Annotated in this window: 25 protein-coding genes; 13 read left to right on the plus strand and 12 right to left on the minus strand. The window is 64.8% G+C overall.

The window, feature by feature from the left end; all coding sequences use genetic code 11:
• Nucleotides 1–192 precede the first annotated feature (192 nt).
• On the minus strand, nucleotides 193–996 hold the full coding sequence (locus tag GGD62_RS16475) for a RimK family alpha-L-glutamate ligase (protein ID WP_183709061.1): 804 nt from the start codon (nucleotides 994–996) through the stop codon (nucleotides 193–195).
• A 384-nt stretch (nucleotides 997–1,380) separates the two neighbouring features.
• Here GGD62_RS16475 and GGD62_RS16480 point away from each other — a divergent pair, with 384 nt between their 5' ends.
• The 3 genes from GGD62_RS16480 to GGD62_RS16490 all read left to right on the plus strand — a co-directional run bounded on the left by GGD62_RS16480 (nucleotide 1,381) and on the right by GGD62_RS16490 (nucleotide 4,590).
• Nucleotides 1,381–2,154: a ferredoxin--NADP reductase gene (locus GGD62_RS16480; protein ID WP_018316426.1), complete on the plus strand. Its 774-nt coding sequence runs from the start codon at nucleotides 1,381–1,383 to the stop codon at nucleotides 2,152–2,154.
• A 380-nt stretch (nucleotides 2,155–2,534) separates the two neighbouring features.
• Nucleotides 2,535–4,247 carry an FMN-binding glutamate synthase family protein gene (locus GGD62_RS16485; RefSeq protein ID WP_183709062.1) on the plus strand — a complete coding sequence of 571 codons (1,713 nt, stop codon included), beginning with the start codon at nucleotides 2,535–2,537 and terminating at the stop codon, nucleotides 4,245–4,247.
• 103 nt (nucleotides 4,248–4,350) lie between these two features.
• Nucleotides 4,351–4,590 carry a PilZ domain-containing protein gene (locus GGD62_RS16490; RefSeq protein ID WP_018316424.1) on the plus strand — a complete coding sequence of 80 codons (240 nt, stop codon included), beginning with the start codon at nucleotides 4,351–4,353 and terminating at the stop codon, nucleotides 4,588–4,590.
• A 30-nt stretch (nucleotides 4,591–4,620) separates the two neighbouring features.
• Here the strand turns inward: GGD62_RS16490 and GGD62_RS16495 are convergent, their stop codons facing one another.
• Nucleotides 4,621–5,916, minus strand: coding sequence for a hemolysin family protein (locus GGD62_RS16495; RefSeq protein WP_092261253.1), 1,296 nt, complete (start codon nucleotides 5,914–5,916; stop codon nucleotides 4,621–4,623).
• Between the two features lie 241 nt (nucleotides 5,917–6,157).
• On the opposite strand from GGD62_RS16495, the gene GGD62_RS16500 reads away from it, so the two are divergent.
• The gene (locus GGD62_RS16500; RefSeq protein ID WP_018316422.1) at nucleotides 6,158–8,233 is read left to right on the plus strand and encodes a methyl-accepting chemotaxis protein; all 2,076 of its coding nucleotides are present in this window, start codon (nucleotides 6,158–6,160) and stop codon (nucleotides 8,231–8,233) included.
• Nucleotides 8,234–8,343: 110 nt separating this feature from the next.
• Here the strand turns inward: GGD62_RS16500 and GGD62_RS16505 are convergent, their stop codons facing one another.
• The 3 genes from GGD62_RS16505 to GGD62_RS16515 form a co-directional block, all read right to left on the minus strand.
• Nucleotides 8,344–10,314 (minus strand): carbohydrate porin, encoded by a 1,971-nt coding sequence (locus GGD62_RS16505; protein ID WP_183709063.1) that lies wholly within the window; start codon nucleotides 10,312–10,314, stop codon nucleotides 8,344–8,346.
• A gap of 389 nt (nucleotides 10,315–10,703) precedes the next feature.
• Nucleotides 10,704–10,967: a hypothetical protein gene (locus GGD62_RS16510; RefSeq protein ID WP_028143817.1), complete on the minus strand. Its 264-nt coding sequence runs from the start codon at nucleotides 10,965–10,967 to the stop codon at nucleotides 10,704–10,706.
• Between the two features lie 140 nt (nucleotides 10,968–11,107).
• Complete coding sequence (locus GGD62_RS16515) at nucleotides 11,108–11,914, minus strand: creatininase family protein (RefSeq protein ID WP_183709064.1); 807 nt, start codon at nucleotides 11,912–11,914, stop codon at nucleotides 11,108–11,110.
• A 165-nt stretch (nucleotides 11,915–12,079) separates the two neighbouring features.
• Here GGD62_RS16515 and GGD62_RS16520 point away from each other — a divergent pair, with 165 nt between their 5' ends.
• The 8 genes from GGD62_RS16520 (at nucleotide 12,080) to GGD62_RS16555 (ending at nucleotide 17,740) form a co-directional block, all read left to right on the plus strand.
• On the plus strand, nucleotides 12,080–13,102 hold the full coding sequence (locus GGD62_RS16520) for an ABC transporter substrate-binding protein (RefSeq protein ID WP_179732052.1): 1,023 nt from the start codon (nucleotides 12,080–12,082) through the stop codon (nucleotides 13,100–13,102).
• A 10-nt stretch (nucleotides 13,103–13,112) separates the two neighbouring features.
• Nucleotides 13,113–13,928: an ABC transporter ATP-binding protein gene (locus GGD62_RS16525; RefSeq protein ID WP_183709065.1), complete on the plus strand. Its 816-nt coding sequence runs from the start codon at nucleotides 13,113–13,115 to the stop codon at nucleotides 13,926–13,928.
• Nucleotides 13,925–14,743, plus strand: a complete 819-nt coding sequence (locus tag GGD62_RS16530) for an ABC transporter permease (protein WP_183709066.1) — start codon at nucleotides 13,925–13,927, stop codon at nucleotides 14,741–14,743. The genes GGD62_RS16525 and GGD62_RS16530 overlap by 4 nt, the downstream gene beginning before the upstream one ends.
• On the plus strand, nucleotides 14,743–15,732 hold the full coding sequence (locus GGD62_RS16535; protein WP_183709067.1) for a 2-hydroxyacid dehydrogenase: 990 nt from the start codon (nucleotides 14,743–14,745) through the stop codon (nucleotides 15,730–15,732). Before GGD62_RS16530 ends, GGD62_RS16535 begins: the two co-directional genes overlap by 1 nt.
• Nucleotides 15,732–16,424 (plus strand): AprI/Inh family metalloprotease inhibitor, encoded by a 693-nt coding sequence (locus GGD62_RS16540; RefSeq protein ID WP_183709068.1) that lies wholly within the window; start codon nucleotides 15,732–15,734, stop codon nucleotides 16,422–16,424. The genes GGD62_RS16535 and GGD62_RS16540 overlap by 1 nt, the downstream gene beginning before the upstream one ends.
• 101 nt (nucleotides 16,425–16,525) lie before the next feature.
• Complete coding sequence (locus tag GGD62_RS16545) at nucleotides 16,526–16,900, plus strand: hypothetical protein (RefSeq protein ID WP_092261244.1); 375 nt, start codon at nucleotides 16,526–16,528, stop codon at nucleotides 16,898–16,900.
• Between the two features lie 18 nt (nucleotides 16,901–16,918).
• Entirely contained in the window at nucleotides 16,919–17,350 is a 432-nt protein-coding gene (locus GGD62_RS16550; protein ID WP_246800139.1) for a hypothetical protein, read from the plus strand.
• Between the two features lie 84 nt (nucleotides 17,351–17,434).
• The gene (locus GGD62_RS16555) at nucleotides 17,435–17,740 is read left to right on the plus strand and encodes a hypothetical protein (RefSeq protein ID WP_026201668.1); all 306 of its coding nucleotides are present in this window, start codon (nucleotides 17,435–17,437) and stop codon (nucleotides 17,738–17,740) included.
• Nucleotides 17,741–17,800: 60 nt separating this feature from the next.
• On the opposite strand, the gene radC is transcribed toward GGD62_RS16555, so the two are convergent.
• The 3 genes from radC to GGD62_RS16570 all read right to left on the minus strand — a co-directional run bounded on the left by radC (nucleotide 17,801) and on the right by GGD62_RS16570 (nucleotide 20,924).
• Complete coding sequence (radC, locus tag GGD62_RS16560; protein WP_183709069.1) at nucleotides 17,801–18,514, minus strand: RadC family protein; 714 nt, start codon at nucleotides 18,512–18,514, stop codon at nucleotides 17,801–17,803.
• Between the two features lie 89 nt (nucleotides 18,515–18,603).
• Nucleotides 18,604–19,422 carry a type I methionyl aminopeptidase gene (map, locus tag GGD62_RS16565; protein WP_018316408.1) on the minus strand — a complete coding sequence of 273 codons (819 nt, stop codon included), beginning with the start codon at nucleotides 19,420–19,422 and terminating at the stop codon, nucleotides 18,604–18,606.
• Nucleotides 19,423–19,607: 185 nt separating this feature from the next.
• Complete coding sequence (locus tag GGD62_RS16570; protein WP_183709070.1) at nucleotides 19,608–20,924, minus strand: mechanosensitive ion channel family protein; 1,317 nt, start codon at nucleotides 20,922–20,924, stop codon at nucleotides 19,608–19,610.
• A gap of 433 nt (nucleotides 20,925–21,357) precedes the next feature.
• Between GGD62_RS16570 and GGD62_RS16575 the strand changes: the two genes are divergently transcribed.
• Nucleotides 21,358–23,151 (plus strand): potassium/proton antiporter, encoded by a 1,794-nt coding sequence (locus tag GGD62_RS16575; protein ID WP_183709071.1) that lies wholly within the window; start codon nucleotides 21,358–21,360, stop codon nucleotides 23,149–23,151.
• A 124-nt stretch (nucleotides 23,152–23,275) separates the two neighbouring features.
• Here the strand turns inward: GGD62_RS16575 and modC are convergent, their stop codons facing one another.
• The 4 genes from modC to GGD62_RS16595 all read right to left on the minus strand — a co-directional run bounded on the left by modC (nucleotide 23,276) and on the right by GGD62_RS16595 (nucleotide 26,134).
• Nucleotides 23,276–23,938 carry a molybdenum ABC transporter ATP-binding protein gene (gene modC, locus GGD62_RS16580; RefSeq protein ID WP_183236753.1) on the minus strand — a complete coding sequence of 221 codons (663 nt, stop codon included), beginning with the start codon at nucleotides 23,936–23,938 and terminating at the stop codon, nucleotides 23,276–23,278.
• Between the two features lie 2 nt (nucleotides 23,939–23,940).
• On the minus strand, nucleotides 23,941–24,636 hold the full coding sequence (gene modB, locus GGD62_RS16585; RefSeq protein WP_018316404.1) for a molybdate ABC transporter permease subunit: 696 nt from the start codon (nucleotides 24,634–24,636) through the stop codon (nucleotides 23,941–23,943).
• 13 nt (nucleotides 24,637–24,649) lie between these two features.
• Nucleotides 24,650–25,435, minus strand: a complete 786-nt coding sequence (modA, locus tag GGD62_RS16590; RefSeq protein WP_183236752.1) for a molybdate ABC transporter substrate-binding protein — start codon at nucleotides 25,433–25,435, stop codon at nucleotides 24,650–24,652.
• A gap of 195 nt (nucleotides 25,436–25,630) precedes the next feature.
• Nucleotides 25,631–26,134, minus strand: a complete 504-nt coding sequence (locus tag GGD62_RS16595; protein ID WP_183709072.1) for a hypothetical protein — start codon at nucleotides 26,132–26,134, stop codon at nucleotides 25,631–25,633.
• Nucleotides 26,135–26,151 lie beyond the last annotated feature (17 nt).

Genomic DNA, 26,151 nt, shown 5'->3' on the forward strand with positions numbered 1-26,151 from the left:
TCGTGCCGCAGGCTCGATGCCTTCCCTTCTCCCCTTGTGGGAGAAGGTGGCGCGAAGCGCCGGATGAGGGGTTAGCTCCGCAAATTCAGACGCAGAAGTTTCACTCGGAGAGAGAGACCCTCACCCGTCTCACCGCTACGCGGTGAGCCACCCTCTCCCACAAGGGGAGAGGGTGCAGCGAGCTCGCGGCTGCTATCTCTGCCCAAACACCCGGTCCAGCGCCGCGTCATACGCCGCTTGCACGAGTTGCGGATGCAGCTTGGCCAGCCCTTCCATCATCACGCCGGAATTGATCTCGAGCACTTTCCACTCGCCATCCACGCGGACCACGTCGATCGACGCAAAGACAATGCCGATGGCGCGCGCGGCATCGGTCGCGAGCTTCACGCAGGCGGTGCGAACGTCGCCATCCTCCAGCAGCACCGGCTTTGCGCCGGCATCGAGATTGTGCCGCCAATCCGTGCCACGCTGCTTGCTGTAGACGACGAGGGGTTCATCTCCGAGCAGCACCACACGGACCTCGTCCTCGATCGCGACATAGGGCGAGATCACGAGCCCGGCGCTCATTGAGAAAACCTCGCCAGCCGCGTGGTCGAGTTCGGCCGCCGTCGTCACCTTGAACACCGAGCGTCCCGATGTCCCCTCGTTCGGCTTCACCACCACGCCTTGCGGATTCTGACCGAGCAGTGCGAGCATCTGCTGGCGCCAATCGGCACCGGCGACGTGCACGCCCAGTTTTGGGTTGAGGAAGAGGTGATGGGAAATGCAGGGAACGCCCGCCAACGCCAGCGCCTCTGATGTCGCCGATTTGTCGTTGGCGAGGCGATGGGCGATGGCGCTGTTGAGGCCGATGTCGTAGCCGAAGGCAAAGCGCCGCTCATCGCCCCGGCGCATCGCGATCAGCCAGCCATCGGCGCGGACATCGACCGCGATGCCATGGCCCGCGCAATAGCGCCTGATCGCCTGGACGAAGATTCGCTCGTCGCTTGCCGCCATGTGTTTCTGTCGCGTTTCAGACGTTCCTGGCGCCAAAAGCCGCAAAAATGCGGGAAACGGCGCCGAACCGGGATGAAAGTCAGAGCTATTCTTAATGAAATTCTCGCGAGCGCGATGGAAATTAAGTGCTGCATTCGAACGCTGCAGGGAAAAGAAATTGCCCGCGGCGCGCGCCCGGCAGCAGATTCATTAACAATATGGTCAATTCCGCCGCAAATGCCGGTTTGACCGGCATCAATTGCATCCGGAACGAGGTTGATTATTGGTCTCAATGGCGTAGATCACACACGCGAAATCCTCCGCCATGGCAATGGTGTCCGCCCCGTTTCAGGGCCGGGCAACGCTTTTGCCCTAAAACCGCAATTATTCGGAATATCGAAAATCATGAGCGCGTTTTACCGAGAGAAGGTTCTTTCCGTCCAGCACTGGACCGACACGTTGTTCAGCTTCCGCGCCACGCGCGATACCGGCTTCCGCTTCCAGAACGGCCAGTTCGCGATGATCGGCCTCGAGATCGACGGCCGTCCGCTGCTGCGCGCCTACAGCATGGCGAGCGCCAACCACGAGGAAGAGCTCGAGTTCTTCTCGATCAAGGTTCAGGACGGCCCGCTGACCTCGCGTCTGCAGAAGATCAAGGAAGGCGACACCATCCTGGTCGGCCGCAAGGCGACCGGCACGCTGATCACCGATAACCTCCTTCCCGGCAAGCGGCTGATGCTGCTCTCGACCGGAACGGGCCTCGCGCCGTTCGCGAGCCTGATCAAGGACCCCGAGGTCTATGAGCAGTTCGAGTCCATCGTGCTGGTGCACGGCTGCCGCCAGGTCTCCGAGCTCGCCTATGGCGAGAAGCTGGTCGCTTCCTTGCGCGAGGACGAGCTGTTCGGCGAGCTGCTCGCGGACAAGCTGATCTACTACCCGACCGTGACCCGCGAGCCGTTCAGGAATCGCGGCCGCATCACGGACCTCATCAACTCCGAGCAGATCTTCAACGATATCGGGCAATCGCCCCTCGACATCGCCACCGACCGCATCATGATGTGCGGCAGCCCGGGGATGCTCGAAGAGCTGAAGGTGATGTTCGAAGGCCGCGACTTCATCGAAGGCAGCGGCAACAAGCCCGGCCATTTCGTGATCGAGAAGGCGTTCGTCGAGCGGTAAGCTCTGGTCGCCGTCTTGCCGAACACTTAGCGATCCACTCCGGTGTCGTCCCGGACAAGCGCGCCTAAGCGCGCCGATCCGGGACCCATACCCACCAGCCGCGGTTATGCGAAGACTCGGAGTGACGGCTTTTTTCACCATGGACCCCTGTGGTTATGGATCCCGGGTCTGCGCTGACGCTGGCCCGGGACGACAGCTCAGTTGTGGTGGCGACTGTTGCCTCCACCAGTCCCCGTTTCCATCCCCCCTGCTGCACTGCAAAAGCCTATCCTCTCGGCTGATTGATTTATCTCGGCCGAATTCGCTAGCCTGAAACAAGGGCCGCGTCATATCCGTATGACAGGCGAGGGCGTATCGTACCGCCTCATGCTGGCGAGAGGATGGGAATCGTGGCCGACGACACCAAGACGCAGGACTCCTCCCGACACTCATCCCACAAACGCCTGCCGCTGGCGGAGGAGGGGATCATGGAGACCCTGCTGCTGCCATTCTCGCCGCGCTACATCGTGCTGACGATCTGCGCGGTCGTCACCGCGCTCCTGATCGGCATCGGCATCGCCGACCGCAAGATCTTCGACATCCTGCTGGTGCCGATCCTGATCTTCGGCGCACTGACGCTGCTCGGCGTCCGCGATCTCCTGCAAAAGAGCCACGCGGTGCTGCGCAACTATCCGATTTCGGCGCATATCCGCTTTCTGCTCGAAGAGATCCGCCCGGAGATGCGGCAGTATTTTTTCGAGAGCGAGAAGGACGGCATGCCGTTCTCGCGCGACACCCGCGCGGTGGTCTATCAGCGCGCCAAGATGGAGCTCGACAAGCGTCCGTTCGGCACCCAGGAGGACGTCTACCGCCAGGGCTACGAGTGGATGCATCACTCGGTGTCGCCGAAGGCGCATGCCGCGGAAAAATTCCGCATCAGCATCGGCGGGCCCGACTGCCAGAAGCCCTATTCGGCTTCGGTGTTCAACATTTCCGCGATGAGCTTTGGCGCGCTCAGCCCCAACGCAGTGCGTGCGCTCAATGCCGGCGCCAGGAAGGGCGGCTTTGCGCACGACACCGGCGAGGGTGGTGTCAGCCCCTATCATCGCGAGATGGGCGGCGACATCATCTGGGAGATCGGCTCCGGCTATTTCGGCTGCCGACACCCCGACGGCACCTTCGATCCCGAAGCGTTCGCGCGCGTTGCCGGTGACGACCAGATCAAGATGGTCGAGCTCAAGGTCAGCCAGGGCGCCAAGCCCGGCCACGGCGGCGTGCTGCCGGCGGCAAAGGTCTCGGAGGAGATCTCCAAGATCCGCGGCGTCGCGATGGGCGAGGACTGCATCTCGCCGGCCTCGCATCGCGCCTTCTCCACCCCGGCCGGCATGATGCAGTTCATCGCCGAGATGCGCCGCCTGTCCGGCGGCAAGCCGGCCGGCTTCAAGCTGTGCGTCGGCCATCCCTGGGAATTCCTGGCGATCTGCAAGGCGATGCTTCAGACCGGCATCTATCCTGATTTCATCGTCGTCGACGGCAACGAAGGCGGCACCGGCGCGGCGCCGCTGGAATTCATGGATCATCTGGGCATGCCGATGCGCGAGGGCGTCAATTTCGTCCACAACGCGCTGATCGGCATCAATGCGCGCGACCGCATCAAGATCGGAGCGTCCGGCAAGATCGCGACCGCCTTCGACATGGCGCGCGCGATGGCGATCGGCGCCGACTATTGCAACTCGGCGCGCGGCTTCATGTTCTCGCTCGGCTGCATCCAGTCGCTGAGCTGCCACACCGACCGCTGCCCGACCGGAGTGGCGACGCAGGACCCGACGCGCGCGCGTGCGCTTTACGTGCCGCTCAAGATCGACCGCGTGCACAATTATCATCACGCCACCCTGCATTCGCTGACCGAGCTGATCGCCGCGGCGGGCCTCGAGCATCCGCAGCAGCTGCGCCCGATTCACTTCACCCAGCGCACCTCGACCACCGATGTGAGATCCTTTGCGCAGCTCTATCCGGCGCTGCGCCCTGGCGAGCTGCTCGAAGGCACGGAAGACCCACGTTTCCGCGACGCTTGGCGGATGGCACAGGCGGAAACGTTCCAGCCGGCGCTGTAAGGCATCGTTCGGCCCGTGGCGAGACCTGCCCGGCCCGCGCACATTCGCCGCGAGCGCAGCTGGCATCTAGGATTTTGTTCAACTTTGGGTGTATATTGTGCCCATGGACGAACGGCGCGACAAGGCAAGACATCGCGTGCTGAAGGCCGGAACGATCGAGTTCGGCGGCGGCGCGATCGACTGCACCGTCCGCAATCTCTCCGATACCGGTGCTGCGCTCGACGTCACCAGCCCGGTCGGCATCCCCGAGCATTTCACCCTGTTCGTCCAAGCCGACGGAACGCACCTGTCGTGCACCGTGATCTGGCGCAAGGAGAAGCGGATCGGCGTGAGGTTCGGGTGACCATGAGCGGGCGCGGGCTATCGCTCAATTTCACCCCGTCTCGACCTCACTCAACCGGCTCGCCAGGATCTTGTCGATCCTTCGCCCGTCGAGATCGACCACCTCGATGTGCCAGCCGCCGAAATCGAAGGCATCGCCGGTATCAGGCAGCACGTTGAACTGTTGCAGCACCAGGCCCGCCACCGTGTTGTAGCGGTGCGGCGGCAATTCGACGCCGAGCAATTCGCCGAATTCGTCGACCGGCATCCAGCCGGAGATCAGCAGCGAATCGTCGGCGCGCCTGACAAAGGCGGGCTCCGGCGGTCCGGCCTCCGAATGGAAGGCGCCGACGATCGATTCGAGGATGTCGGCGGCCGTCACCATGCCTTCGAAGCCGCCATATTCGTCGTAGACGAAACCGACGTGGACCGGCGCGGCTTTCAGGATGGTCAGCACGTCGCGCGCGTCTGCCGACGCCGGGATGCCGGGCGCCTCGCGCACCAGCGCGCGCAGGTCCGGGTTGCGTTCGTTCATATAGGCGATCAGCAGGTCCTTGGCCTGGAGCACGCCGATCGGTTTGTCGCGGTCGCCGTCGGAGACGGGAAAGCGCGAATGCGGGCTCTTGGCGATGATCTCCCGAATGGCCGCCGGATCGTCGTTGAGGTCGATCTCGTCGACCTCCGTGCGCGGCGTCATCACCGCGCCAACCGGCCGGTCGCCGAGCCGCATCACGCCGGCGATCATCTCCCTCTCACCGGGCTCAAGCACGCCCGCGCTCTCGGCCTCGCTGACGAGGTGGTGGATCTCGTCCTCCGAGACCTTCTCCTCGGCCTTGCCGCCGCGTCCGAGCAGCGTGAGGATCAGCCTGCCCGAGAGATCGAGCAGAAAGACCAGCGGCAGCGAGACCTTCGCAAGCACGTGCATGGCGGGCGCGACCCTGACCGCGATGCTTTCGGGGTCGCGCAGCGCCACCTGTTTCGGCACCAGCTCACCGACGATCAGGGTGGCGTAGGTGATCAGCGTCACGACGATGCCGACGCCGACGATGTCGGCAATTCCCGTGGACAGACCGAGCTCGAGCAGCCATTGCGTCAGCCGCTGTCCGAGCGTCGCGCCGGAGAACGCGCCGGAGAGCACGCCGACCAGCGTGATGCCGATCTGCACCGTCGAGAGGAACTTGCCGGGATCGGCTGCCAGTGTCAGCGCCCGCTCGGCGCCGCGCACGCCCTTGGCGGCGAGCAGCGACAGCCGGGCCGGGCGGGACGAGACCACGGCCAGCTCTGACATGGACAAGAGGCCGTTGATGACGATCAGGACGACGACGATGACGAGTTCGACCGAGAGCATTGACGTTCCGAGGTAAATGAGTGTGGCCGAATAGGTCGGCACACGGCTTGATATAGGTATGCGGCGAAGAAATGCCGGCAATTTTGCCGCGTTTGACGCCCCGAGGGAACCGCGCGGCCGCGGGCCTCGACATGCTTTGGCGAGTTCCCGTGGAACTACGGGGCTGCCGTTGCTTAACGGGCTCTTAGTGGCCGCCCGGCTAGGTTTTCGACATTGCAGAAATGTATTCGGGGGACCCAGGATGCGGATCGGGAAGCTTTTCGCGCTGTCGATGCTGACGGTGACGGTGTTTGCAGTCATCCTCGGCGCCGAGGTGCTGATACCCCAGACGCGCATCTTCACGAACCGCTCCGACGCGATCAAGACCGTCGATGCCTTTGGTGCGACGCTGATGGCCAGCCAGCATGTCGCCAGCCTTCGCGCTCCCTATATCGGTCCGATCTTCCAGGAAGGCGCCGCAACACCGGCACAGCTCGAAGCTGCCACGAAGGCTGCGAAAGCCGCCGAGGCGGGCTTCGAGGCCGCAAGACGCGCCGTCATGGTGCTGGATGACGGCGGCGCGATTGCGGAGAATCTCGACCGTGCCGCGCGGCGGCTGAAGGAGGTCACCAACGCTGCCGATCGCGCGATGGGCGTTCCCCTGGCGGCGCGCGACAGTGCCGCGACAAAGGGCTTCCTCCCCGGTGTTGCCGACGTCATCGGCAACATCGAACCGGTCATGAACCGGCTCGAGGCGAAAGTCATCAACGCCGATTCCTCGCTCGCGGCGCTGTTGAGCCTGGCACGGACGGCCCAGGATCTGCGTGTTGCGGCCGGCAGCCGAGCCGCCACGCTGTCCCCGGCGCTGTCGGCGAGCCGCCCGCTCACGGCGAGCGAATTGTCGCTGATGGATCGCATGCAAGGCCGCGTGGAGGCCGACCGCGAGCGCATCGAGGCAGGCATCGACCAACTCGGAAATCCCTCCCGCATCGCGACCGCGCTGAAGGCGGCAACGGAATCGTATTTTGGAAAAGCTGCGGCTGCCGTCGACAAGGAGATTCCCGCCGCCCGGAGTGACGGCAAGTACAGCAGCAACGCCGACGAACTGGCGAAGGTCATCGTGCCGGCCATCCAGATGTTCTACGGCGTGCGCGATGCCGCCTTGGCCGAAGCTTCCGAGCGTGCCTCGGCGTCGCGCGATGGCGCGCTGGCGATGCTCGCGCTCGGCGGTGTCGCCGTGCTGGCGCTGCTGGGGACGCTCGGTGCCGTGACCATGATGCTGCGCAGACGCGTGGTGACGCCGCTCAGCCGGCTCGCGGACGTGATCGGGACGCTCGCTGCCGGACAGCACGAGGTCGAGATCCCCGCGACGGGCCGCAATGACGAGATCGGCCAGGTAGCGGGTTCGCTGCAGCATTTCAAGGATTCACTGCTCGCCAAGAAGGCCGCCGACGAGGCGGCCGCGGTCGAGGCCGACGCGAAGCTGCGGCGCAGCCAGCGCATGGACCAGATCGCGCGCGATTTCGAAGCCATGATCGGCGACGTGATCAACACGGTGTCGTCGGCTTCCTCGGAGCTGGAAGTGTCCGCGGGAACGCTGACGAGCACGGCCGATCAATCGGAAAAGGTCACCGCGACCGTCGCGGCCGCTTCCGAACAGGCCTCCACCAACGTGCAGACCGTTGCCGCGGCGGCCGAGGAGATGGCCTCGTCGGTCGACGAGATCAGCCGGCAGGTGCAGGATTCCGCGCGCATCGCCGGCGAGGCGGTGCAGCAGGCGGGGCGGACCAACGATTATGTCGGCGAGCTCGCCAAGGCCGCGGGGCGGATCGGCGACGTCGTCGAGCTCATCAGCCAGATCGCGGGCCAGACCAATCTTCTGGCTCTCAACGCCACCATCGAGGCGGCGCGCGCCGGCGAGGCCGGGCGCGGCTTTGCGGTGGTCGCCTCCGAGGTCAAGGCGCTGGCCGAGCAGACCGCCAAGGCCACCGGCGAGATCAGCCAGCAGATCACGGGAATCCAGACCGCGACGGAGGACTCCGTCGGCGCCATCAGGTCGATCAGTGACACCATCTCCCGCATGTCCGAGATTGCGTCCGCAATCGCCGCGGCGGTCGAGGAGCAGGGCGCAGCGACACGGGAGATTTCCCGCAACGTGCAGCAGGCCGCGCGCGGCACCCAGCAGGTTTCCGCCAGCATCGTCGACGTGCAGCGCGGCGCGAGCCAGACCGGATCAGCCTCCGCCAACGTGCTCACCTCTGCGCGATCCCTGTCCGGCGAGAGCACGCGCCTCAAGGTCGAGGTCGGAAAATTCCTCGATGCGATCCGGGCGGCTTAGACTGCGTGGTGGGATCAGGGCTAGTTGCCATAACGGAGGTCAGCTCCCTCTCCCGCAAGCGGGAGAGGTGAAACGGCCACCACCTGATTTCGTCGCACTCGCGCCGCCGCTCAGAACTCGCCGTGCAGCCTCCCCGAAAACACCGACACCGGTCCGCGGTCGGCATTGTAGGCGGGGTTGACGATGAGTTGGTAGTCGGCGGTGAGCGTCAGATTCTTGTTCAGCGCATAGGCGTAATAGGTTTCGAGAATGCGCTCCTTGCGGTAGTTGAGCGCGCCGTCGCCGATCAACACGCCGAGGCCGCCGGCGGCGAGGAAGTCGCGGTAGTCCTGCGAAATCGCGTTGATCGCGCCGCCGACGCCGATCACGTCGTCAGGCCGGCCCCATTTCGTGCCCTTGATCGAAAGACCAGCCGACAGGCTGCGGTTGATGTCGGTGAAGGCGAGCGTTTCGCTCTTGCCGTCGTTCCAACTCCAGCGGCTGAACAGTCCGACATCCTCGGTGATCGCCTGCTCGAGGTTGACGACATAGCCGACCTTGATGCGGCCGCGCCGGGTCTGCGCGATGTCGAGGTTGAGCGCGGGATTATTCAGCGTCTCGCGGAAGCTGCCCATATTGGCACTGTCGAGCCAGCCCATGGTCCTGAGCTTGCCGGGCTGCCCGAACAGCGAGAAACGCGTCTCGATCTCGATCACGTACTGGCCGCGCTCTCCGGCCCTGGTATCGAAATGATTTGCATTGGGCTCCGCGACCATCAGGAAATAGCCGCCGCGCAGCGCCCATTGCTTCTGATTGAACTCGGCGGTGACGCCGTAGGTGAGGCCGACCTTGTCGGCGGAATAGTCGAAGGCGCCAGGCGCCCACAGGGACCAGTTCATGAAATCTTTGCGCGTGTCCTTGGCGTAGGCATTGCCGTCGAACACGTCGACCACCGCGAACTTGCCGGCCTGCACGGTGAGGCGGGACACGTCGACCTTCTGCCCGAGCTGCAACTGGCCGCTGGCGAGCTCTTCCTGCTCGCCGCCGAAGCCGAAGGTCTGTCGCACGAACAGGCGCGAGGTGTTGTAATGCGGATAGGGGAAGTTCGACTTCTGCGCTTCGCCGTTCGGGAAGCCGGCCGCGCCGACGGTGTCGCTCAGTCCAAATCCCTGGAGTAGCTCGGGATTGTAATAGACCTCGCCGCCGTCCCACAGCCGTGCGTTCAGGAACAGGCTGTTGCTCCAGGTCGCCTTGGCTTGCCGCGACGGCGTGAGCGAGTTCGGCCCGGTGTAGAGCGCGGGGAACGAGGGATAGCCTTGCGGCAGATAGGTGCTCTGGCCGTGAATCTCCCAGCGATCCGATTCGGTGTCGATCAGCGAGCTCTTCGGATTGTAGCTGGGCATGCCCGGCCAATCGACCTTGCGGTTAAGGCCGAGCCTGACCTGCTGGAAGTCCAGCGACGAGGAGCTGTATTGGGCCCCCGTGGAGAAGGCGACATTGGCGCCGTCGAAGCGGCTGTAGAGATATTCGAGCCGTGCGCTCCAATGCGGCGCGAAGCCGTATTCGACGCCGGCACCGGCGATCCAGCCCGGCCGCGTGTTCAGGATTTTCGGGACTTCGGCGCCGGAGGCCGGCGCGTCGAAATAGCGCTCGCCCATCCAGGCAAAGCCGCCGGTGGCGTAGACGAGCCACGGACCGCTGGTATAGCCGACGCGGCCGCGCAGGCTGGCGGCGTAGTCCCATTGCTGGGTGACGGTATTGCCGGGCGTCGCCAGGAAGGAGACGATCGAATTCGACGTGATGTAGTTGGGAAACGTGAAATCGCCTTCGACGCCGACCAGCCAGCCGGAATTGAGCCGGTAATTGTAGCCGGCCTGCACGCCGCCGATCATACCGCTGAAGACGCCGCTGTCGTTGATCCCTGTGCCGTCATTCAGCGCAAAGTGCGATGAGCCGCGGCCGTAGCCGGCATGCGCGCCGATATAGAGGCCGGTCCAGTCATAGACAGCTCTCAGCGCCGGCGCCTTCAGCGGCAGATCGGCCGCACGGCCCACGGCGGGAAAAGAAAGCACGCCCGAGGCAATCGCCGCGGCCGTCCGCAAATACCTGTAACGGTGACCTCTCAACGTCAAAACGCACGCCCCCAAACGCGAATGGAATCCATCCGCCGCGACATCCCTGCCGATTCGCAGCGGTCCTGTCATCAGTCTTGGTTGCTCGCGTCATCGAGATGATCTCGATTCGACGCGATTTCGTCCCAAGTTCCTGAACTTGCGCGAACCTTATTGCGATTAATTCGCAATAGCAACTGATGAAGATTGCCGCACGCGATGGTTCGCACCGCTGTGTGACGGGACGGCAACAAACTCCCGGCAAAAAAAGAATGACCCGCCCGGGGGGACAACCGGGCGGGTCGGGGGCACGACACGGGGTGGATGAGGCGCCCGTGTCGGACGCAGGATCCACGTAAGATCGGCCTCAGGTACTCAGATCAGTAGCAGCTACGAACGCGGCCGACGTACTGGCCGAAAGCGTTGTACTGGGCGACCCAGCCGCAGCGGTGATAGCCGTAGTAATAGGGGTCGTTATTGGCGGCGATCGCGGAGCCGACGACGGCGGCGGTCGCGATGCCGGCACCGACACCCCAGACCCAACCGGGCTGCTTGGCTTCGGCAGAGGAGGTGGTGGACACGATGCTGCCGGTGACGGCGAGGGTCGCGAGAGCGAGAGCGGCAATCTTGGTCTTGATCGACATGTGAAACTCCATCCGGGGTTGAGGCGGTCCGTTGTGGCCCGCGTGCCCAGTTTGACGGAGGCTCCCCGTGTCCGGTTCGAATGCGGCAAATCCGCTCCCGGAGAAATGAGTTTTTTTAAATGATTCCAATAGGATGTCGGCTAGCCGAGCGGCCCTTTGGCGAGCCTGTTCACGTCGAAGTTATCGACCTCGCTGAGGAGCTCGCAAAAAGCACGGGCGCCCTGATCGATCAGCTGCTCGCCCTTCGCGGCAACGGCCAATGTCGCATTGCCGACGGCGCCGCTGGCGTTGAGATCCTGCGCCTGCCAGGCGAAGGGCGCCGGCCGCTGCGTCGACAGCCAGCGATATTGCTGCTCCAGCGCGATGCTGCTCGCCGGAAAATCCGCGATCGCCTCCTTGCGCACCTGATCGGGAAAGCGCGCCAGCATGATCGAGGTTTCGACCGCGCCGCCATGAATGCCGTGGCGCACTTCGTCGGCAGGGAACAATGTGTCGGCGCCTGACAGCCGCGACCAGGACGTCGTCACCACGAACAGTTTTTGATGCGCGCGTAGATCCTGCGCGATCAGCATCATGGCCGCGCTGTTGCCACCATGGCTGGTGATGATGACGAGCTTCTTCACGCCGCGACGCGCGACGTCCTCGCCGATCCCGGTCCATCGCTTCAGCGCGGTTTCAGTCGGCAGCGTTTGCGTGCCGGGATAGTCGATATGCTCGGTGGAAATTCCGACCGGTTCGACGGGAAGAAAACTGGCCGGAACGTTGTCGGGCAGAAGCTCGCGCACGCGCGCGAGATAGGCGTCCGCGATCAGCACGTCGGTCTCGAACGGCAAATGCGGGCCGTGCTGCTCGGTCGCCGCCAGCGGCAGCACCGCGATCCAGCGCGACGATTCCGCAGGGGTTGTCTCGGCCCAGCGGATTTCGGTCCAGTCGCGGGATGGCATCATTGAGTTTTCTTTGGAGGTTTCATTGCCCGAATTTGTCACGTAATTTGGGGTATCAGGGGATGCGGGCCCGGCCGGCTCGCGTCCCCTGACGTCATGCGGTTTTATCGCGTTGGCCTGCCACGAGCTAGACGCGATTATGCTGGAAGCGATCGACGGAGTGCCATTATGACCCCCTTTCATCTGCGCCGAGCGTTCATTGCGGGCTTGATGGCTGCTTTCGTCTGCAGCGCCGAGGCGCATGCCGAGACGCTGGACAAGGTCACCTTCGGCACCAACTGGGTCGCCGAGGCCGAGCATGGCGGCTTCTTCCAGGCGGTCGCCGACGGCACCTACAAGAAATACGGGCTAGACGTCACCATCGTTCCCGGCGGTCCCAACGAGAACAACCGGATGCTGCTGATCGCCGGCAAGATCGATTTCTTCATGGCCGCGAACACGCTGATGTCGTTCGACGCGGTCGCCAACAACGTGCCCGTCGTGACCATCGCCGCGATCTTCCAGAAAGATCCGCAGGTGATGCTGACGCAGCCGGATGCCAAGGTCAGCAAGATCGAGGACCTCAAGCCGCTGACGCTGTTCGTCTCCAAGGAGGGCATGACCAGCTATTTCCAGTGGCTGAAGTCCGAATACGGCTTCAACGAGAAGAACGTGCGGCCCTATAATTTCAATCCGCAACCCTTCATCGCCAATCCCAAGAGCGCGATGCAGGGCTATGTCACCTCCGAGCCCTTCGCGGTCGAGAAGGCCGCCGGCTTCAAGCCGAACGTGCTGCTGCTCGCCGATTACGGCTTCAACACCTATTCGACCCTGATCGAGACGCGCCGCGACGTCGTCGAGAAGAAGCCCGATTTGGTGCAGCGTTTCGTCGATGCCTCCATGATCGGCTGGTACAATTACATCTACCGCGACAATTCCGCCGGCAATGCCATGATCAAGAAGCTCAATCCGGAGATGACCGACGACCTGCTCGCTTATTCCGTCGCCAAGATGAAGGAGCATGGCATCGTCGATTCCGGCGACAGCCTGAAGAACGGCATCGGCGCGATGAGCGACGAGCGCTACACCTCCTTCTTCAACAAGATGGTCAAGGCCGGGGTCGTGAAGCCCGAACTCGACTTCCGCAAATCCTACACGCTGCGCTTCGTCAACAAGGGCGTCGGCGTCGAGCTGCGCCCGAGCAAGCCGTAGCGCAAGCTCGATGTCATCAGGCAAAACCTCGTCCGCGGCCGACGCCGGCCTGACGCATCTCGCCGTCAGCCTGCGCGGCGTGACGAAGACCTATGACAATGGCGTCATGGCGCTCGGCCCGTTCGACCTCACTGTCCGCAAGGGCGAGTTCATCTCGCTGCTGGGTCCGTCCGGCTGCGGCAAGTCGACGGTGCTGCGGTTGATCGCGGAGCTCAGCGCGCCGTCGTCAGGCATCGTGCGGGTGGCGCGTCACGAAGGCGAGGTGCTGCCGGGCCACGGCATCGGCTTCGTGTTTCAGGAGCCGACCCTGATGCCCTGGACCAGCGTGCGCGAGAATGTGCGGCTGCCGCTGAGGCTCGCGAGCGTGCCGAAGGCCGAGGCGCGCGGGCGTGCCGACGCGGCGCTGGCCAGCGTCGGGCTCGCCGATTTCGCCGATGCCTTTCCGCGCGAGCTCTCCGGCGGCATGAAGATGCGGGTGTCGCTGGCGCGCGCGCTGGTCACCGATCCGGATATCCTGCTGATGGACGAGCCGTTCGCCGCGCTCGACGAGATCACGCGCTTCCGCCTCAACAATGATCTGCTCGCGCTGTGGCGCAGCCTCGGCAAGACCGTCATCTTCGTCACCCATTCGGTGTTCGAATCCGTCTATCTGTCGCAGCGCGTGGTGGTGATGACGGCGCGGCCCGGCCGCATCCAGGCCGATATCCGCATCGAGACGGTCGAGCCGCGCGGCGAGGCGTTTCGCACCTCCGCGGCCTATTCCGATTATTGCCGGAAGGTCTCGGCTGCGCTGGCGCCATCCTATTCGGGGCAGTCGACGTTATGAACGCGCAGGCCCCCGTCACCGCAAAACCGCGAGGCGCGCAACGCGCGATGCGCCTTGGGCTTCCCGTCATCGTGTTCGCGGCCGGCATCCTCGCCTGGGAACTCATGGTCCGCATCAAGGACATCCCGCCTTACGTGCTGCCGGCGCCCTCCGTCATCGTCCTGACGCTCATCAAGGACTGGGCGGTGCTGTCACAATCGCTCGCCACCACGCTGCTGACCACGCTCGAAGGTTTTGCCGCGGCCAGCATCGGCGGCATCGCGCTGGCGCTGTTGTTCAACCAGTCGAAATGGGTGGAATACTCGCTATTTCCCTATGCGATCGTCCTCCAGGTCACCCCGGTGATCGCGATTGCGCCGCTGCTCCTGATCTACCTGGAGCAGCAAACCGCAGTCGTCGTCTGCGCTTTCATTGTCGCCTTCTTCCCGGTGCTGTCCAACACCACGCTCGGGCTGAATTCGGTCGATCGCAATCTTGCCGGCCTGTTCCAGCTCTATGGCGCCTCAAAGCCGCAGACGCTGCGCTTTCTCAAGCTGCCCGCGGCGCTGCCCTACATCCTCGGCGGCCTGCGCATCGCAGGCGGCCTGTCGCTGATCGGCGCGGTCGTGGCCGAGATCGCGGCCGGAACAGCGGGCGCCGGCTCCGGGCTTGCCTACAGGATCGCGGAATCAGGCTATCGATTGAACATACCCCGCATGTTCGCAGCGCTGCTTTTGTTGTCGCTTGCCGGGATTGTCATCTATGGGGCGCTGGCGCTAGTTTCGCACCTCGTTTTACGGCGCTGGCATGAGAGCGCGCTTGGAAAGGAAAACTGATGGCTGCCGGTTCGATTTCGTCCGAAAAGATCGACCTTCTGATCTATGGGCCGATGCGGCCGATCCTCGAGAACGGGTTTTCCGACCATTTCGTCGTGCACAAGGCCGAGACGCACGGCGACCTCGAGCGGCTGACGCCGGCGATCCGCGAGAAAATCCGCGGCGTCGCCGTGACCTATCACACCGTCCGTGCCGACAAGGGTTCGCTGTCGCAGCTGCCCAAGATCGAGATGGTGGCAAGCTTCGGCGTCGGCTACGACCACGTCGATGCCAAATATGCCGCCGAGCACGGCATCATCGTCACCAACACGCCCGACGTGCTGACCGAGGAGGTCGCCGACGTCGCGATGGGCCTGCTGATCTCCACCTTGCGCGAATTCATCAAGGCCGACCGCTATGTGCGCTCCGGGCTCTGGCAGACGCAGAACTATCCGCTCAGCGTCGGCTCGCTGCGCGACCGCAAGGTCGGCATCGTCGGCATGGGCCGGATCGGGCAGGCCATCGCGCGCCGGCTCGATGCCTCGCTGGTGCCGGTGGTCTACCACTCGCGAAACCCGTCCAAGGACGTCTCCTACAAGCACTACCCTGATCTGATCGAGATGGCGAAGGCGGTGGACACGCTGATGGTGATCGTGCCCGGCGGCGCCTCGACCAACAAGATGATCAATGCCGAGGTGCTCAAGGCGCTCGGCCCGCGCGGCGTGCTGGTCAACGTCGCACGCGGCTCGGTGGTCGACGAGCCGGCGCTTGTGCAGGCCCTCAAGTCGGGCACCATCCTGGCCGCCGGCCTTGACGTGTTCGCGGCGGAGCCGACTGTGCCGGACGAGCTCAAGACCATGCAGAACGTCGTGCTGCTGCCGCATATCGGCTCGGCCTCGGTGGTGACGCGCAACGCGATGGACCAGCTCGTGGTCGACAACCTCAAGTCATGGTTCTCGGGCAAGGCGCCGCTGACGCCGGTTGCCGAAACGCCGTTCAAGGGGCGCTGATGAAAATTCTTCGGGTCGTTGCATTCGCCGTCGCGGCCCACGTGGCCGCGATCGGCACTGCGCCTGCGCAGGATGCAACGAGCCTGAAGAAGGAGATGCTCGGGCAGTGGGAGCTATCGACCACCGAGCGCAGCAAGACCTGCGTCGTCACGATGAAGGGCGATGCCGCGGGGCAGGGCTTCAAGCTCGAGCTGGAGCCGGCCTGCAAGGCAGCGCTGCCCTTCACCAAGGACATCGTCGCCTGGAGCGTCAGGGGCCTCGACATCGTCCGTCTGCAGGATGCGAGCGGTGAAGCCGTGATCGACTTCACCGAGGTCGAGGCCGGCATCTTCGAGGGCCTGCGGCAGGGCGAGGGCGTCTACATCCTGCAGGATCTCGCCGCGGCCCGCTCGATGGCCAAGTCGATGGACCAGATGATCGGCGACTGGTCGATGGTGCGCGGCAACGGCCAGCTGGTCTGCGGGCTGACGCTGACCAACACCGAAGCCGGCCAGGACAATTTCCAGGTCTTCCTCAAGCCGAAATGCGACGCGGCCATCGCGCAGTTCAACCCGACGCAATGGCGGCTCGAGCGCGGCCAGATCATCCTGATGTCGAAATCGGGCAACGTCTGGCAGTTCGAGGCCGACGACAACGCGCAATGGCGGCGCGTCCCCGATACCGCCGATCCCCTGATCATGCTGCGTCAATAGGCGGCCCGACATCCGTTGCCGCGAATGGCGCCACGCGAAAGCGGAACCTGCAGACCGGGCATCTCGTTGACGGAAGAGGTGATTTCGTTGGGAGATCCGGCATGGCCAAGCGCGTCCTCGCGATCGGCATCGAACCCGGCAGTGCCGACTACAGCGCATTCCCGCAGCTCACGCCGGAGCTCGTGCGAACCTACATCGAGGCGCAGCTGTTGCGCCTGCGCGATCTCGGCTTCGAGGTCACGAGCTGCCTGATCGATCTCGACGCCACCGCGGAAGCCAGCGTCACGGCGGCGCTCCGCGACGAGACTTTCGACTGCATCGTGATCGGCGCCGGCCTGCGCGAGCCGAAGGAGCGCCTCGTGCTGTTCGAGAAGGTGCTCAACCTCGTCCACCGCCTCGCGCCTGACGCTGCGATCTGCTTCAACACCACGCCCGCCGATACCGTCGAGGCCGTGCAACGCTGGGTCGAACCGTAACCTTCGGCCTGGAGGCAAGTGCGCAGCCGGCTCGGCGGCCGCCACGTCTTTTCTGTGGCCTGCATGACATGGTGCATGATACGGTCGCTGCAATCCAGCGTAGAGCATGAACTCTGTTCGGGCCCTTCGATGTTCAGAGCCGTCGTCATCATTGTCCTCGCCTTTGCCCTGTCCGGCTGCGATGCCTTTGGCGCGCTGAAAGACGGAATGCAGCGCGCGCGGGCCGTGAAGGGCGATCTCGAGCAATCGACCGGCGTCAGGCCGCAGGTCGGTTTCAACTGGCGCAATGGCCGCCTCGCATCGGTGACGGTCATGTTTCCGGGCCTTTATCAGACCAAGCCGTTGGGCGACCTCGCCGGCCTCGTGCGCGAGACGGTGACCAGGGAATTCAAGCAGGCACCGGACGCGATCGTGCTCTCGTTTGCCCTGGGCAAGGGTCCTTTGGCCTGAGGCCCCGCGCTGGCTGCGACAATTGGTCTGGTCCGGCGCCGTCCCGAGCGCTATGACTGGCGGCATCAACCGGGAGGATTCGGGATGCTTCGAGCTGTTGGAATGGCGGTGTGTCTGACGGTTGCGATGGCGGTGCCGGTGCATGAGGCCGCCGCCCAGGATGCCATCGGCGGTGCGATCATCGGCGGCGTCGGCGGGGCGATCCTCGGTGGCGCGCTCGGCGGAGGCCGCGGTGCTGCCATCGGTGCCGTCGTCGGCGCCGGCACGGGCGCCGCGATCGCCTCCGAAGGCGAGCGCCGCCGCTCCGGCTACTACGCCTATCAGCGCGGCTGCTACATGCAGAGGCCGGACGGCTACTACGTCCGGGTCGATCACAGGTATTGCTACTGAGCGATCATCGCGTTCTTGGCGAGCGGCCGCAACGCGCATCGCGACGGACGGTATCTCGCCCTAAATCAACCGCATCCCGCGCAGGCTCGCATGCCCGCTCTTGCCGACGATGATGTGATCGTGCACGGCAATCCCGAGCGGTTTTGCGATGTCGATGATCGCCTTCGTCATCTGGATATCCGCCTGCGAGGGCGAGGGATCGCCGGAGGGATGATTGTGCACGAGGATCAAGGCTGTCGCCGATAATTCCAGCGCGCGCTTGATCACCTCGCGCGGATACACCGGGGTGTGATCAACGGTGCCGGTCTGCTGCACCTCGTCGGCGATGAGCTGGTTGCGCTTGTCGAGGAACAACAGGCGAAACTGCTCCTTGTCGGCAAAGGCCATGCTGGAGCGGCAATAATCGATCACCTCGTTCCAGGACGACAGCGCGTTGCGGAGGTTGACCTCGCCCTTGGTCACGCGGCTCGCGGCGGCCGCGATCAGCTTGAGCTGGTTGATCGCGGCCTCGCCGATGCCGTCAACCTCGCGCAAGCGCGCCACCGGCGCGTGCACGACCTCGGCGAACGAGCCGAAGGTCTTGATCAGCGTCTTCGCGAGCGGCTTGGTGTCGCGCCGCGGCAGCGCCGGAAACAGCGCCATCTCCAGGAGCTCGTAATCACTCAGCGCATCCGCGCCGGCATTGTAGAAGCGCTCGCGCAGCCGCTCGCGATGGCCGTGATAATGCGGCGCGTCCTCAGGTTTGCTCTTGTCGTGGTCCGGCTTGGCGGGCATCGGCCGCCAGCATCGCCGGGGACCTCTGTTTTTGCAACCGTCAATTGCGTCGGCGAGTTCGGTTGATGCCTAAGGGTGACCCTGAAGGATCACCCGATCTGCTTCTCGCCGTGCCGCTCCGACAGCGTAAAAATCTCGACGCCATCAGCGGTGACGCCGACGGAGTGCTCGAACTGTGCCGACAGCGATCGGTCGCGGGTGACGGCAGTCCAGCCGTCGGAGAGAATCTTCACGTGCGGCTTGCCGAGATTGATCATCGGCTCGATGGTGAAGAACATGCCGGGCTTGAGCTGCACGCCTTCGCCGGGCCGGCCGATATGGATGATGTTCGGCTCGTCGTGGAACATGCGGCCCAGACCGTGGCCGCAGAAATCGCGCACCACGCTCATGCCCTGCGGCTCGACGAAGCTCTGGATGGCGTGACCGATGTCGCCGGTGGTGGCGCCGGGCTTCACCGCGGCGATGCCGCGCATCATCGCTTCATAGGTCACCTCGATCAGCCGCTCGGCCTTGCGGGCGATCGGGCCGACCGCATACATCCGGCTGGAATCGCCATACCAGCCGTCGACGATGAAGGTGACGTCGATGTTGACGATGTCGCCTTCCTTCAGTGGACGGTCACCGGGCATGCCGTGACAGACCACGTGGTTGAGCGAGGTGCAGGTCGAGTAGCGATAGCCGCGATACATCAGCGTCGCCGGATAGGCATTGTTGCTGAAGGCGAAGTCGCGGACGAATTCGTCGATGCGCTCGGTCGGCACGCCGGGCCCGACGATGTCGGTGAGCTCGTCGAGGCACTTGGCCACCAGCGCGCCCGCCTTGCGCATGCCGGCAAAGGCGCTCGGCCCATGCAGCTTGATCTGTCCGGTCTTGCGCAGGGAGGTATCGGAGGCTTCGACGTAGCTCATGCGGGCGCAATCTTCTGAGGTGGGCTCGATATCGGCGGAAAGTCTTGATTTCAGGCCCCAATTTAATGATTGCGGGCCTTCGCGCAAGCCAAGGCGGAGCGTTTTCGAGCGACGTGGCTACCGGTTCGTGTGAAGAAAACGCGTCAAAACAAGGATCTTGCCGCCTGTTGCGCCCAAAAGCGGGCCTAATTCGGGACTTCTACGGTGGTTTCCACCGGCAGCGCGCCGCCGCGGATGCGAATTTCGCGGACGGGGTAGGGAACCCGGATGCCCTCGCGCTTGAAGGCGTCCCACAGTGCCAGCATCACGTCGCTCTTGACGTTGTCCATGCCGTCGGGGTCCGCGATCCAGAAGGTCAGCGAGAACTTCATCCCGGCTTCCGCGAACTCGGTCAGGATGGAGTTCGGCGGCTTGCCCTTGGTCGCGCGCGGATGGGCCGCGGCGGTCTCGGCGGCGAGCTTGGTGACCAGGCGGGGGTCGGCGTCGTAATTGGTGCCGAAGGCGATCTTCACCAGCGTGTTCTTGTCGGTATAGGTCCAGTTGACGACCTTCTGCGTCACCAGATCCTCGTTCGGCACCAGGAACTCGCGGCCGTCGCCGGCGGCGACGGAAATGTAACGCGTCTTCATCGCGCTGATGCGGCCGGTATTGTCGCCGATGGTGACGAGGTCGCCGGGCTTCACCGATTTGTCGGCGAGCAGGATGATGCCCGAGATGAAGTTGGCCACGATCTTCTGCAGGCCGATACCGATGCCGACGCCGACCGCGCCGGAGAACACCGCAAGCGCCGACAGGTCGATGCCGACCGCGCCGAGCGCAATGACGATTGCGACGGCAAGAAGCCCGATGCGGATGATCTTGACCAGCAGCACCTGCACCGACGGCGTCAGATCGGTGGTTGCGTTGATCCGGCTCTCGGCGAAATTGCTCGCGATGTTGGTGAGCCACAGCGCGATCAGCAGGAGCGCGCCGGCCTTGAGGACCAGCAGCGGGGTCAGCCTGAGGCCTCCGAGCACGATCGCGTAGGAATCGAGCAGGTCGACCGTCGTATCGAGCTGGCCGAGGATCGAGAGCGCGGCGAGAAGCCACGCCGTGATCGACACCAGGCGGACGATGAAGGCATTGCGCAGCACCGAGGTCACCAGCCGGATCACGAGCCAGGCGAAGCCCAGCTTGGCGGCGACCATCAGCAGATAGGAGCGGCTCGGCCAGGTCGCGTGATACATCACCACGCGCGAGATGATCACGAGCAAAGTGAATACCGCCGTCGAGGTGCTGGAGACCATCACCCGGGCGAAGTGCCGGAGCGGCAGCGGCCAGCGCATCGTCAGCGCGGTCATGTCGACCCGATTGCGCACGCCGGTCTCCGCGGCATAGGCGATGCCGGCCGCGGCCAGGATGAGGCCGAATTGCAGGTAGAACCAGGGCGAGGAGATTTCCGCCCCGACGCTGCGCGCGGTGGTCTGCACGAACTCCATGAAGTCCTTGAGGTCCATGTCCATCGGTCTCGTCGGCAAGCGGGGAGGAATTGATTCGAGGGAGCCGCAGAATCCCACAAAGAGCGCGGCCGGGCCATCGATACACCGTGAAGTGAAGTGCGTTAAGGCCGTAAAATGCGGGCAGATTGCCGCGAGCGGGAGAAATGGGTTGGCGTGCCGCTGCGGCGACGATAGAGATGCTGAAGCAGAATGATTGTTGGACGAATAGGGTACCGGCAAGCGCGCTCTTCGCCTCTCCCCGCTTGCGGGGAGAGGCCGGATCGCATCGTCAGATGCGATCCGGGTGAGGGGGACTCTCCGCGAGTCCATCTGTCGCCGCCCCCGCGGAGAGCCCCCCTCACCCCAACCCTCTCCCCGCAAGCGGGGCGAGGGGGCGCACTGCCGGTGCCTGCCTAGCCCTTTATTGCGTCCATTCCGGAGTAACCCGCAGCACCGCATGGCCTCTCTCGACTCCGTCAGCATCGCCATATTGCTCGGCTCCGTCCTCGTGATGGCCGGTATCCTGTCGAGCCTGCTTGCGCTGCGCTTCGGAGCGCCCTTGCTGCTCGTCTTCCTTGTGATCGGCATGCTCGCGGGCGATTCCGGCCCCGGCGGGCTCCAGTTCGACGACGTCCGCACCACCTATCTGGTCGGTTCGGTGGCGCTGGCCCTGATCCTGTTCGACGGTGGCCTGCGAACGCGCTTTGCCAGCATCCGCACCGTGCTCGCGCCGTCCGTTGTGCTCGCGACCGTCGGCGTGCTCTTGACCGCGCTGATCACGGCGCCGTTCGCCAAATACGCGCTCGACCTCAATTGGACGGAGTCGCTGCTGGTCGGCGCGGTGGTCGCCTCGACCGACGCCGCCGCCGTCTTCCTGCTGGTGCACACCCAGGGCCTGCGCCTGCGCCCGCGCGTCGGCGCGACGCTGGAGGCCGAATCCGGCACCAACGATCCTTTCGCGATCTTCCTCACTTTGATGCTGGTCGAATACATCTCGCTGGGATCGAGCTCCGCAAGCCATGTGGCGATGGAGTTCATCCAGGAGGCGGTGCTGGGCGCCGTCGTCGGCGTCTTCGGCGGACGGCTCGTCGTCATCGCGCTCAACAAGGTCGCGCTGCCGCAGGGTCTGCACGCGCCGTTCGTGACGACCGCGGCGCTCGTGATCTTCGGCGGCTCGCAGATCATGCACGCCTCCGGCTTCCTCGCCGTCTATCTGGCCGGCATCATCATCGGCAACCGGCCGACCCGCGCGCACAATTCGGTGGTGGCTTTTCTCGATGCCGCAACCTGGCTGGCGCAGATCGTGATGTTCGTGCTGCTCGGCCTGCTGGTCTCGCCGAGCCGGTTAGGGGCCAGCGTGCTGCCGGCGGTCGGGGTCGCCTTCGTGCTGATGCTGGTGGCGCGGCCGATCGCCGTGTTCGTGTGCCTGGCGCCGTTCCGCTTCAACTGGCGCGAAAAGATATTCATCGCCTGGACCGGCCTGCGCGGCGCCGTCGCGATCTTCCTGGCCTCGATCCCGATGCTGGTCGGCCTGTCCAAGGCCTATCTCTATTTCGACGTCGCCTTCGTCGTCGTCATCATCTCGCTGCTCTTGCAAGGCTGGACGCTGGCCCCCGCCGCGCGCAAGCTGCACGTGGCGCTGCCGCGCGCCGAGCGCGGTCCGCGCCGTGTCGAGCTGGATCTGCCCGGCCAGCTCGAGCAACAGCTGGTCGGCTATCCGGTGCGGCCCAAGAGCCTGTATTTCCGCCGCGGCCTGATCCCATCCTGGTCGAAGCCGACGCTGGTGATCCGCAACGAGAACATTCTGACGCCGCTAGAGGCCGACCCCATCGCGCCCGGCGACTACATCTACCTGCTGGCGCCGCCGGAAAAGGCCGAATCGCTCGACCGCTTCTTCGTCGACATGCAGCCGAGCTCGGCGCCCGATCCGCATCTGCTCGGCGACTTCATGGTCTCCGGTGAGCACACGCTGGCCGAGCTCGCCGGGATCTACGGCGTCAAGGTCGGCGAGGACGAGAGCAAGCTGACGCTGGCCGATTATTTCGACGTCCATCTCGACCGCGCCCCGAAAGAGGGCGCCGAGCTCCCGCTCGACGAGATCGTGCTGGTCGCGCGCAGCATCTCCGGCGGCCGCGTCAATGTCGTCGGCCTGCGCCTGCCGGAAGAAGACGAGACGCCACCGCCGCTGACGCGGGCGCAGGCGCTGCGAAGGAAGCTCGCGGATGTGTGGACCTCGGTGGCGGGGGTTTAGCGGGGCTCGACCTTCGCTTTTCGAATGACAGTTCGTAGCCCGGATGGAGCGCAGCGTAATCCGGGGCCGCTGTATCGGTACGGAAGAGTCCCGGATTGCGCTGCGCTCCATCCGGGCTACGCCCTCACATCAGCACCTTCACTCCGCCAAAACTCGTCACCCGCCCCTGTTTCAGCATCACGATCTGCGTCGCGAGCTGGCGCAGCTCGGCGGCGTCGTGGCTGACATAGACCATCGGCACGTTCGCCTCGTCGCGCAGCCGCACCAGATAGGGCAGGATCTCGAGCTTGCGGCCCTCGTCGAGCGCGCCGAGCGGTTCGTCGAGCAGCAGCAGGCGCGGTTTTGCCAGCAGCGCGCGTCCGAGCGCGACGCGCTGGCGCTCGCCGCCGGAGAGCTTCCCGGGACGGCGGCCCTGCAGGTTACCGATATCGAGCAGGTCGATGACGCGCTTGTGCTGCGCCGGATCCGGCGCCAGGCGGTTCATCTGCCGTCCATAGTCGAGATTCTGCGCGACGTTGAGATGCGGGAATAGCCGTGCGTCCTGGAATACATAGCCGATGCGGCGGCGCCAGGCCGGGACATGGATGCCGGCCGCGGTGTCGTCGACGGTTTCGCCGTCGAGCACGATGGTGCCGCGGTCCGGCCGCAGCAGCCCCGCGATCATGTTGACCAGCGACGTCTTGCCGGCCCCCGAGGCGCCGAACAGGCCGATGACGCGGCCCTCGCCGGTGAAGGATGCTTGAAGCGAGAATTCACCGAGTTGCTTCTCGACGTCGACGCGCAGCATGGTCAATTCCCGTGCAGGCGCTGCGTAGCGCGGCGAGCGAACCATTCGGCGGCGATCAGTGCGCCCAGCGCCAGCACGATCGAGACGATCACGAGCCGGCCGGCCGCGGCGTCACCGTCCGGCGTCTGGATCAGCGAATAGATCGCCGAGGAAATCGTCTGGGTCTCGCCGGGAATGTTGGAGACGAAGGTGATGGTGGCGCCGAACTCGCCGATCGCCTTGGCAAAGCCCAGCACCATGCCGGCGAGCACGCCCGGCAGCGCCAGCGGCAGCGTCACCGTAAAGAACACTTTCCATGGCGCGGCTCCGAGCGTCTCGGCGGCCTGCTCGAGCCGGCGGTCGATCGCCTCGATCGACAGCCGCATCGGGCGCACCAGCAGCGGGAACGACATCAGGCCGCAGGCAAGCGCCGCTCCGGTCCAGCGGAAGGCGAAGACGATGCCGAAAGTGTCGGCCAGGAAGCCGCCGACGAGTCCCTTGCGGCCGAAGGTGAGGAGCAGGAGATAACCGGTGACGACAGGCGGCAGCACCAGCGGCAGATGCACGAATGCGTCGAGCATCGACTTGCCCCAAAAGTCCTTGCGGGCAAGCAGCCACGCCAGCGCAATGCCGAACGGCGTCGCCACCAGCGTTGCGATGATCGCGACCCTGAGCGAGAGCAGGATCGCGGTCCATTCGGCGGGAGAGATGTCTGACATCAAGTGGTGAATATCAGATTGTCGGGCTGACCAGGAACTTGAAGCCGTATTTTTCCAGAATGGTCTTGGCGGCGGAGGAGCGCAGGAAGGCGAGATAGTCGCTGGTCCCGTCCTTCGCCGTCGTGGTCGCGGCGACCGGATAGATGATCGCGGGATGCGACTCCGCCGGGAAGGTGCCGACGATCTTGACGCCGGGCTCGACCTTGGCGTCGGTGGCATAGACGATGCCGAGGTTGGCCTCGCCGCGCGCCACCAGCGTCAGCGCGGCGCGCACGCTCTCGGCCATCGCGAATTTCGGCTCGGCGGCGTGCCATGCCCCGAGCTTCTCCAGCGCCGCCTTGGCGTATTTGCCGACGGGTACGGACTTGACGTCGCCGGTTGCGATCCTGCCGTCGCCGGCAAGCTTGGCGAGGTCGAAACCTTGCGTGATGGTGACGTTGTCGATCTTGGAATCCTTTGGCGCGATCAGCACGATGCTGTTGCCGAGCAGATTGACTCTGGAAGGCTCGTTGATGGTCTTCCTGGCGATCGCGTAGTCCATCCAGTCGGTGTCGGCGGAGACGAACACGTCGGCCGGCGCACCCTGCTCGATCTGCCGCGCCAGCACCGAGCTCGCGGCATAGCTGACCGAGAATTTGACGCCGGTCCTGGCGGTGTAGGCGGCATCGATCTCGTCGAGCGCGTTCTTCATGGACGCCGCGGCGAACACGGTGATGGTCTTGTCCTCGGCGGCGGCCGGCGAAAGGCTCGCGCTTGCGAGGATCACGAGGGCGGTGAAAAGTCGACAAATGCGTAACATGGGGAGCGCTCCGTGCGAGTCCGCGCGCGCAAGATGCACGCACAGGTCTGGCGTTGGTGGGTCAGGTCGCGACGGGTGGAAGCGCTGCTCCACGGGGCCCGGCTGCGGCTTACGGCCGGCAGGGATATCGCAATTGCGAAGATAGCAGGCTGGCGCCCGAGGTCAAAGGGTGGCCGCTTGTCCGGCCGGGCGGGCCTATTGCGCCGGCAGGATCGCGATCCCGACCGAATTCTCCTTGGCGCCGCTGAGCTGAAGGACGAAAGGCTGCGCCGAAAGCTCGTATTTCACGGACTTGCGGATGCCGCCGCAACCGGTGGCACCGCTGAAGGCCACGGGCTTGAGAACATGCCCATCCTGGACCACGTCGATCCAGGCGCCGGCGGACAGGCTGATCGTGTAGAGCCCGGCCGTGGCGGACTTGACGCTGGTGAAGCCGGCGAAGCTGCCGTCCTTGGGCGCGCGCTCCGGCGGCGTCGGCAGTTTTGCCTCGCTTGGGGCAACCAGTCCCAGCGTGATGGCCGCGGAGGGCAAGCTCGCCTGCTCGCTTCCCGATGCGAGCGTTGTGCGGTCCGGCGCGGTGAGCGCGGCGCGCTCGCGCTCGATCGGCCATTTGAACTTGTCGCAGCCGCTCGGTTCTTCAGCGGCGAGAGCGGAGGTCGCGCCGAACGAGAGCGCAGCGAGGAAGGCAAAGACGCGCATGTGAAATCCCATCGTTG

Source organism: Bradyrhizobium sp. ERR14 (assembly GCF_014198235.1).
Lineage (GTDB): Bacteria > Pseudomonadota > Alphaproteobacteria > Rhizobiales > Xanthobacteraceae > Bradyrhizobium.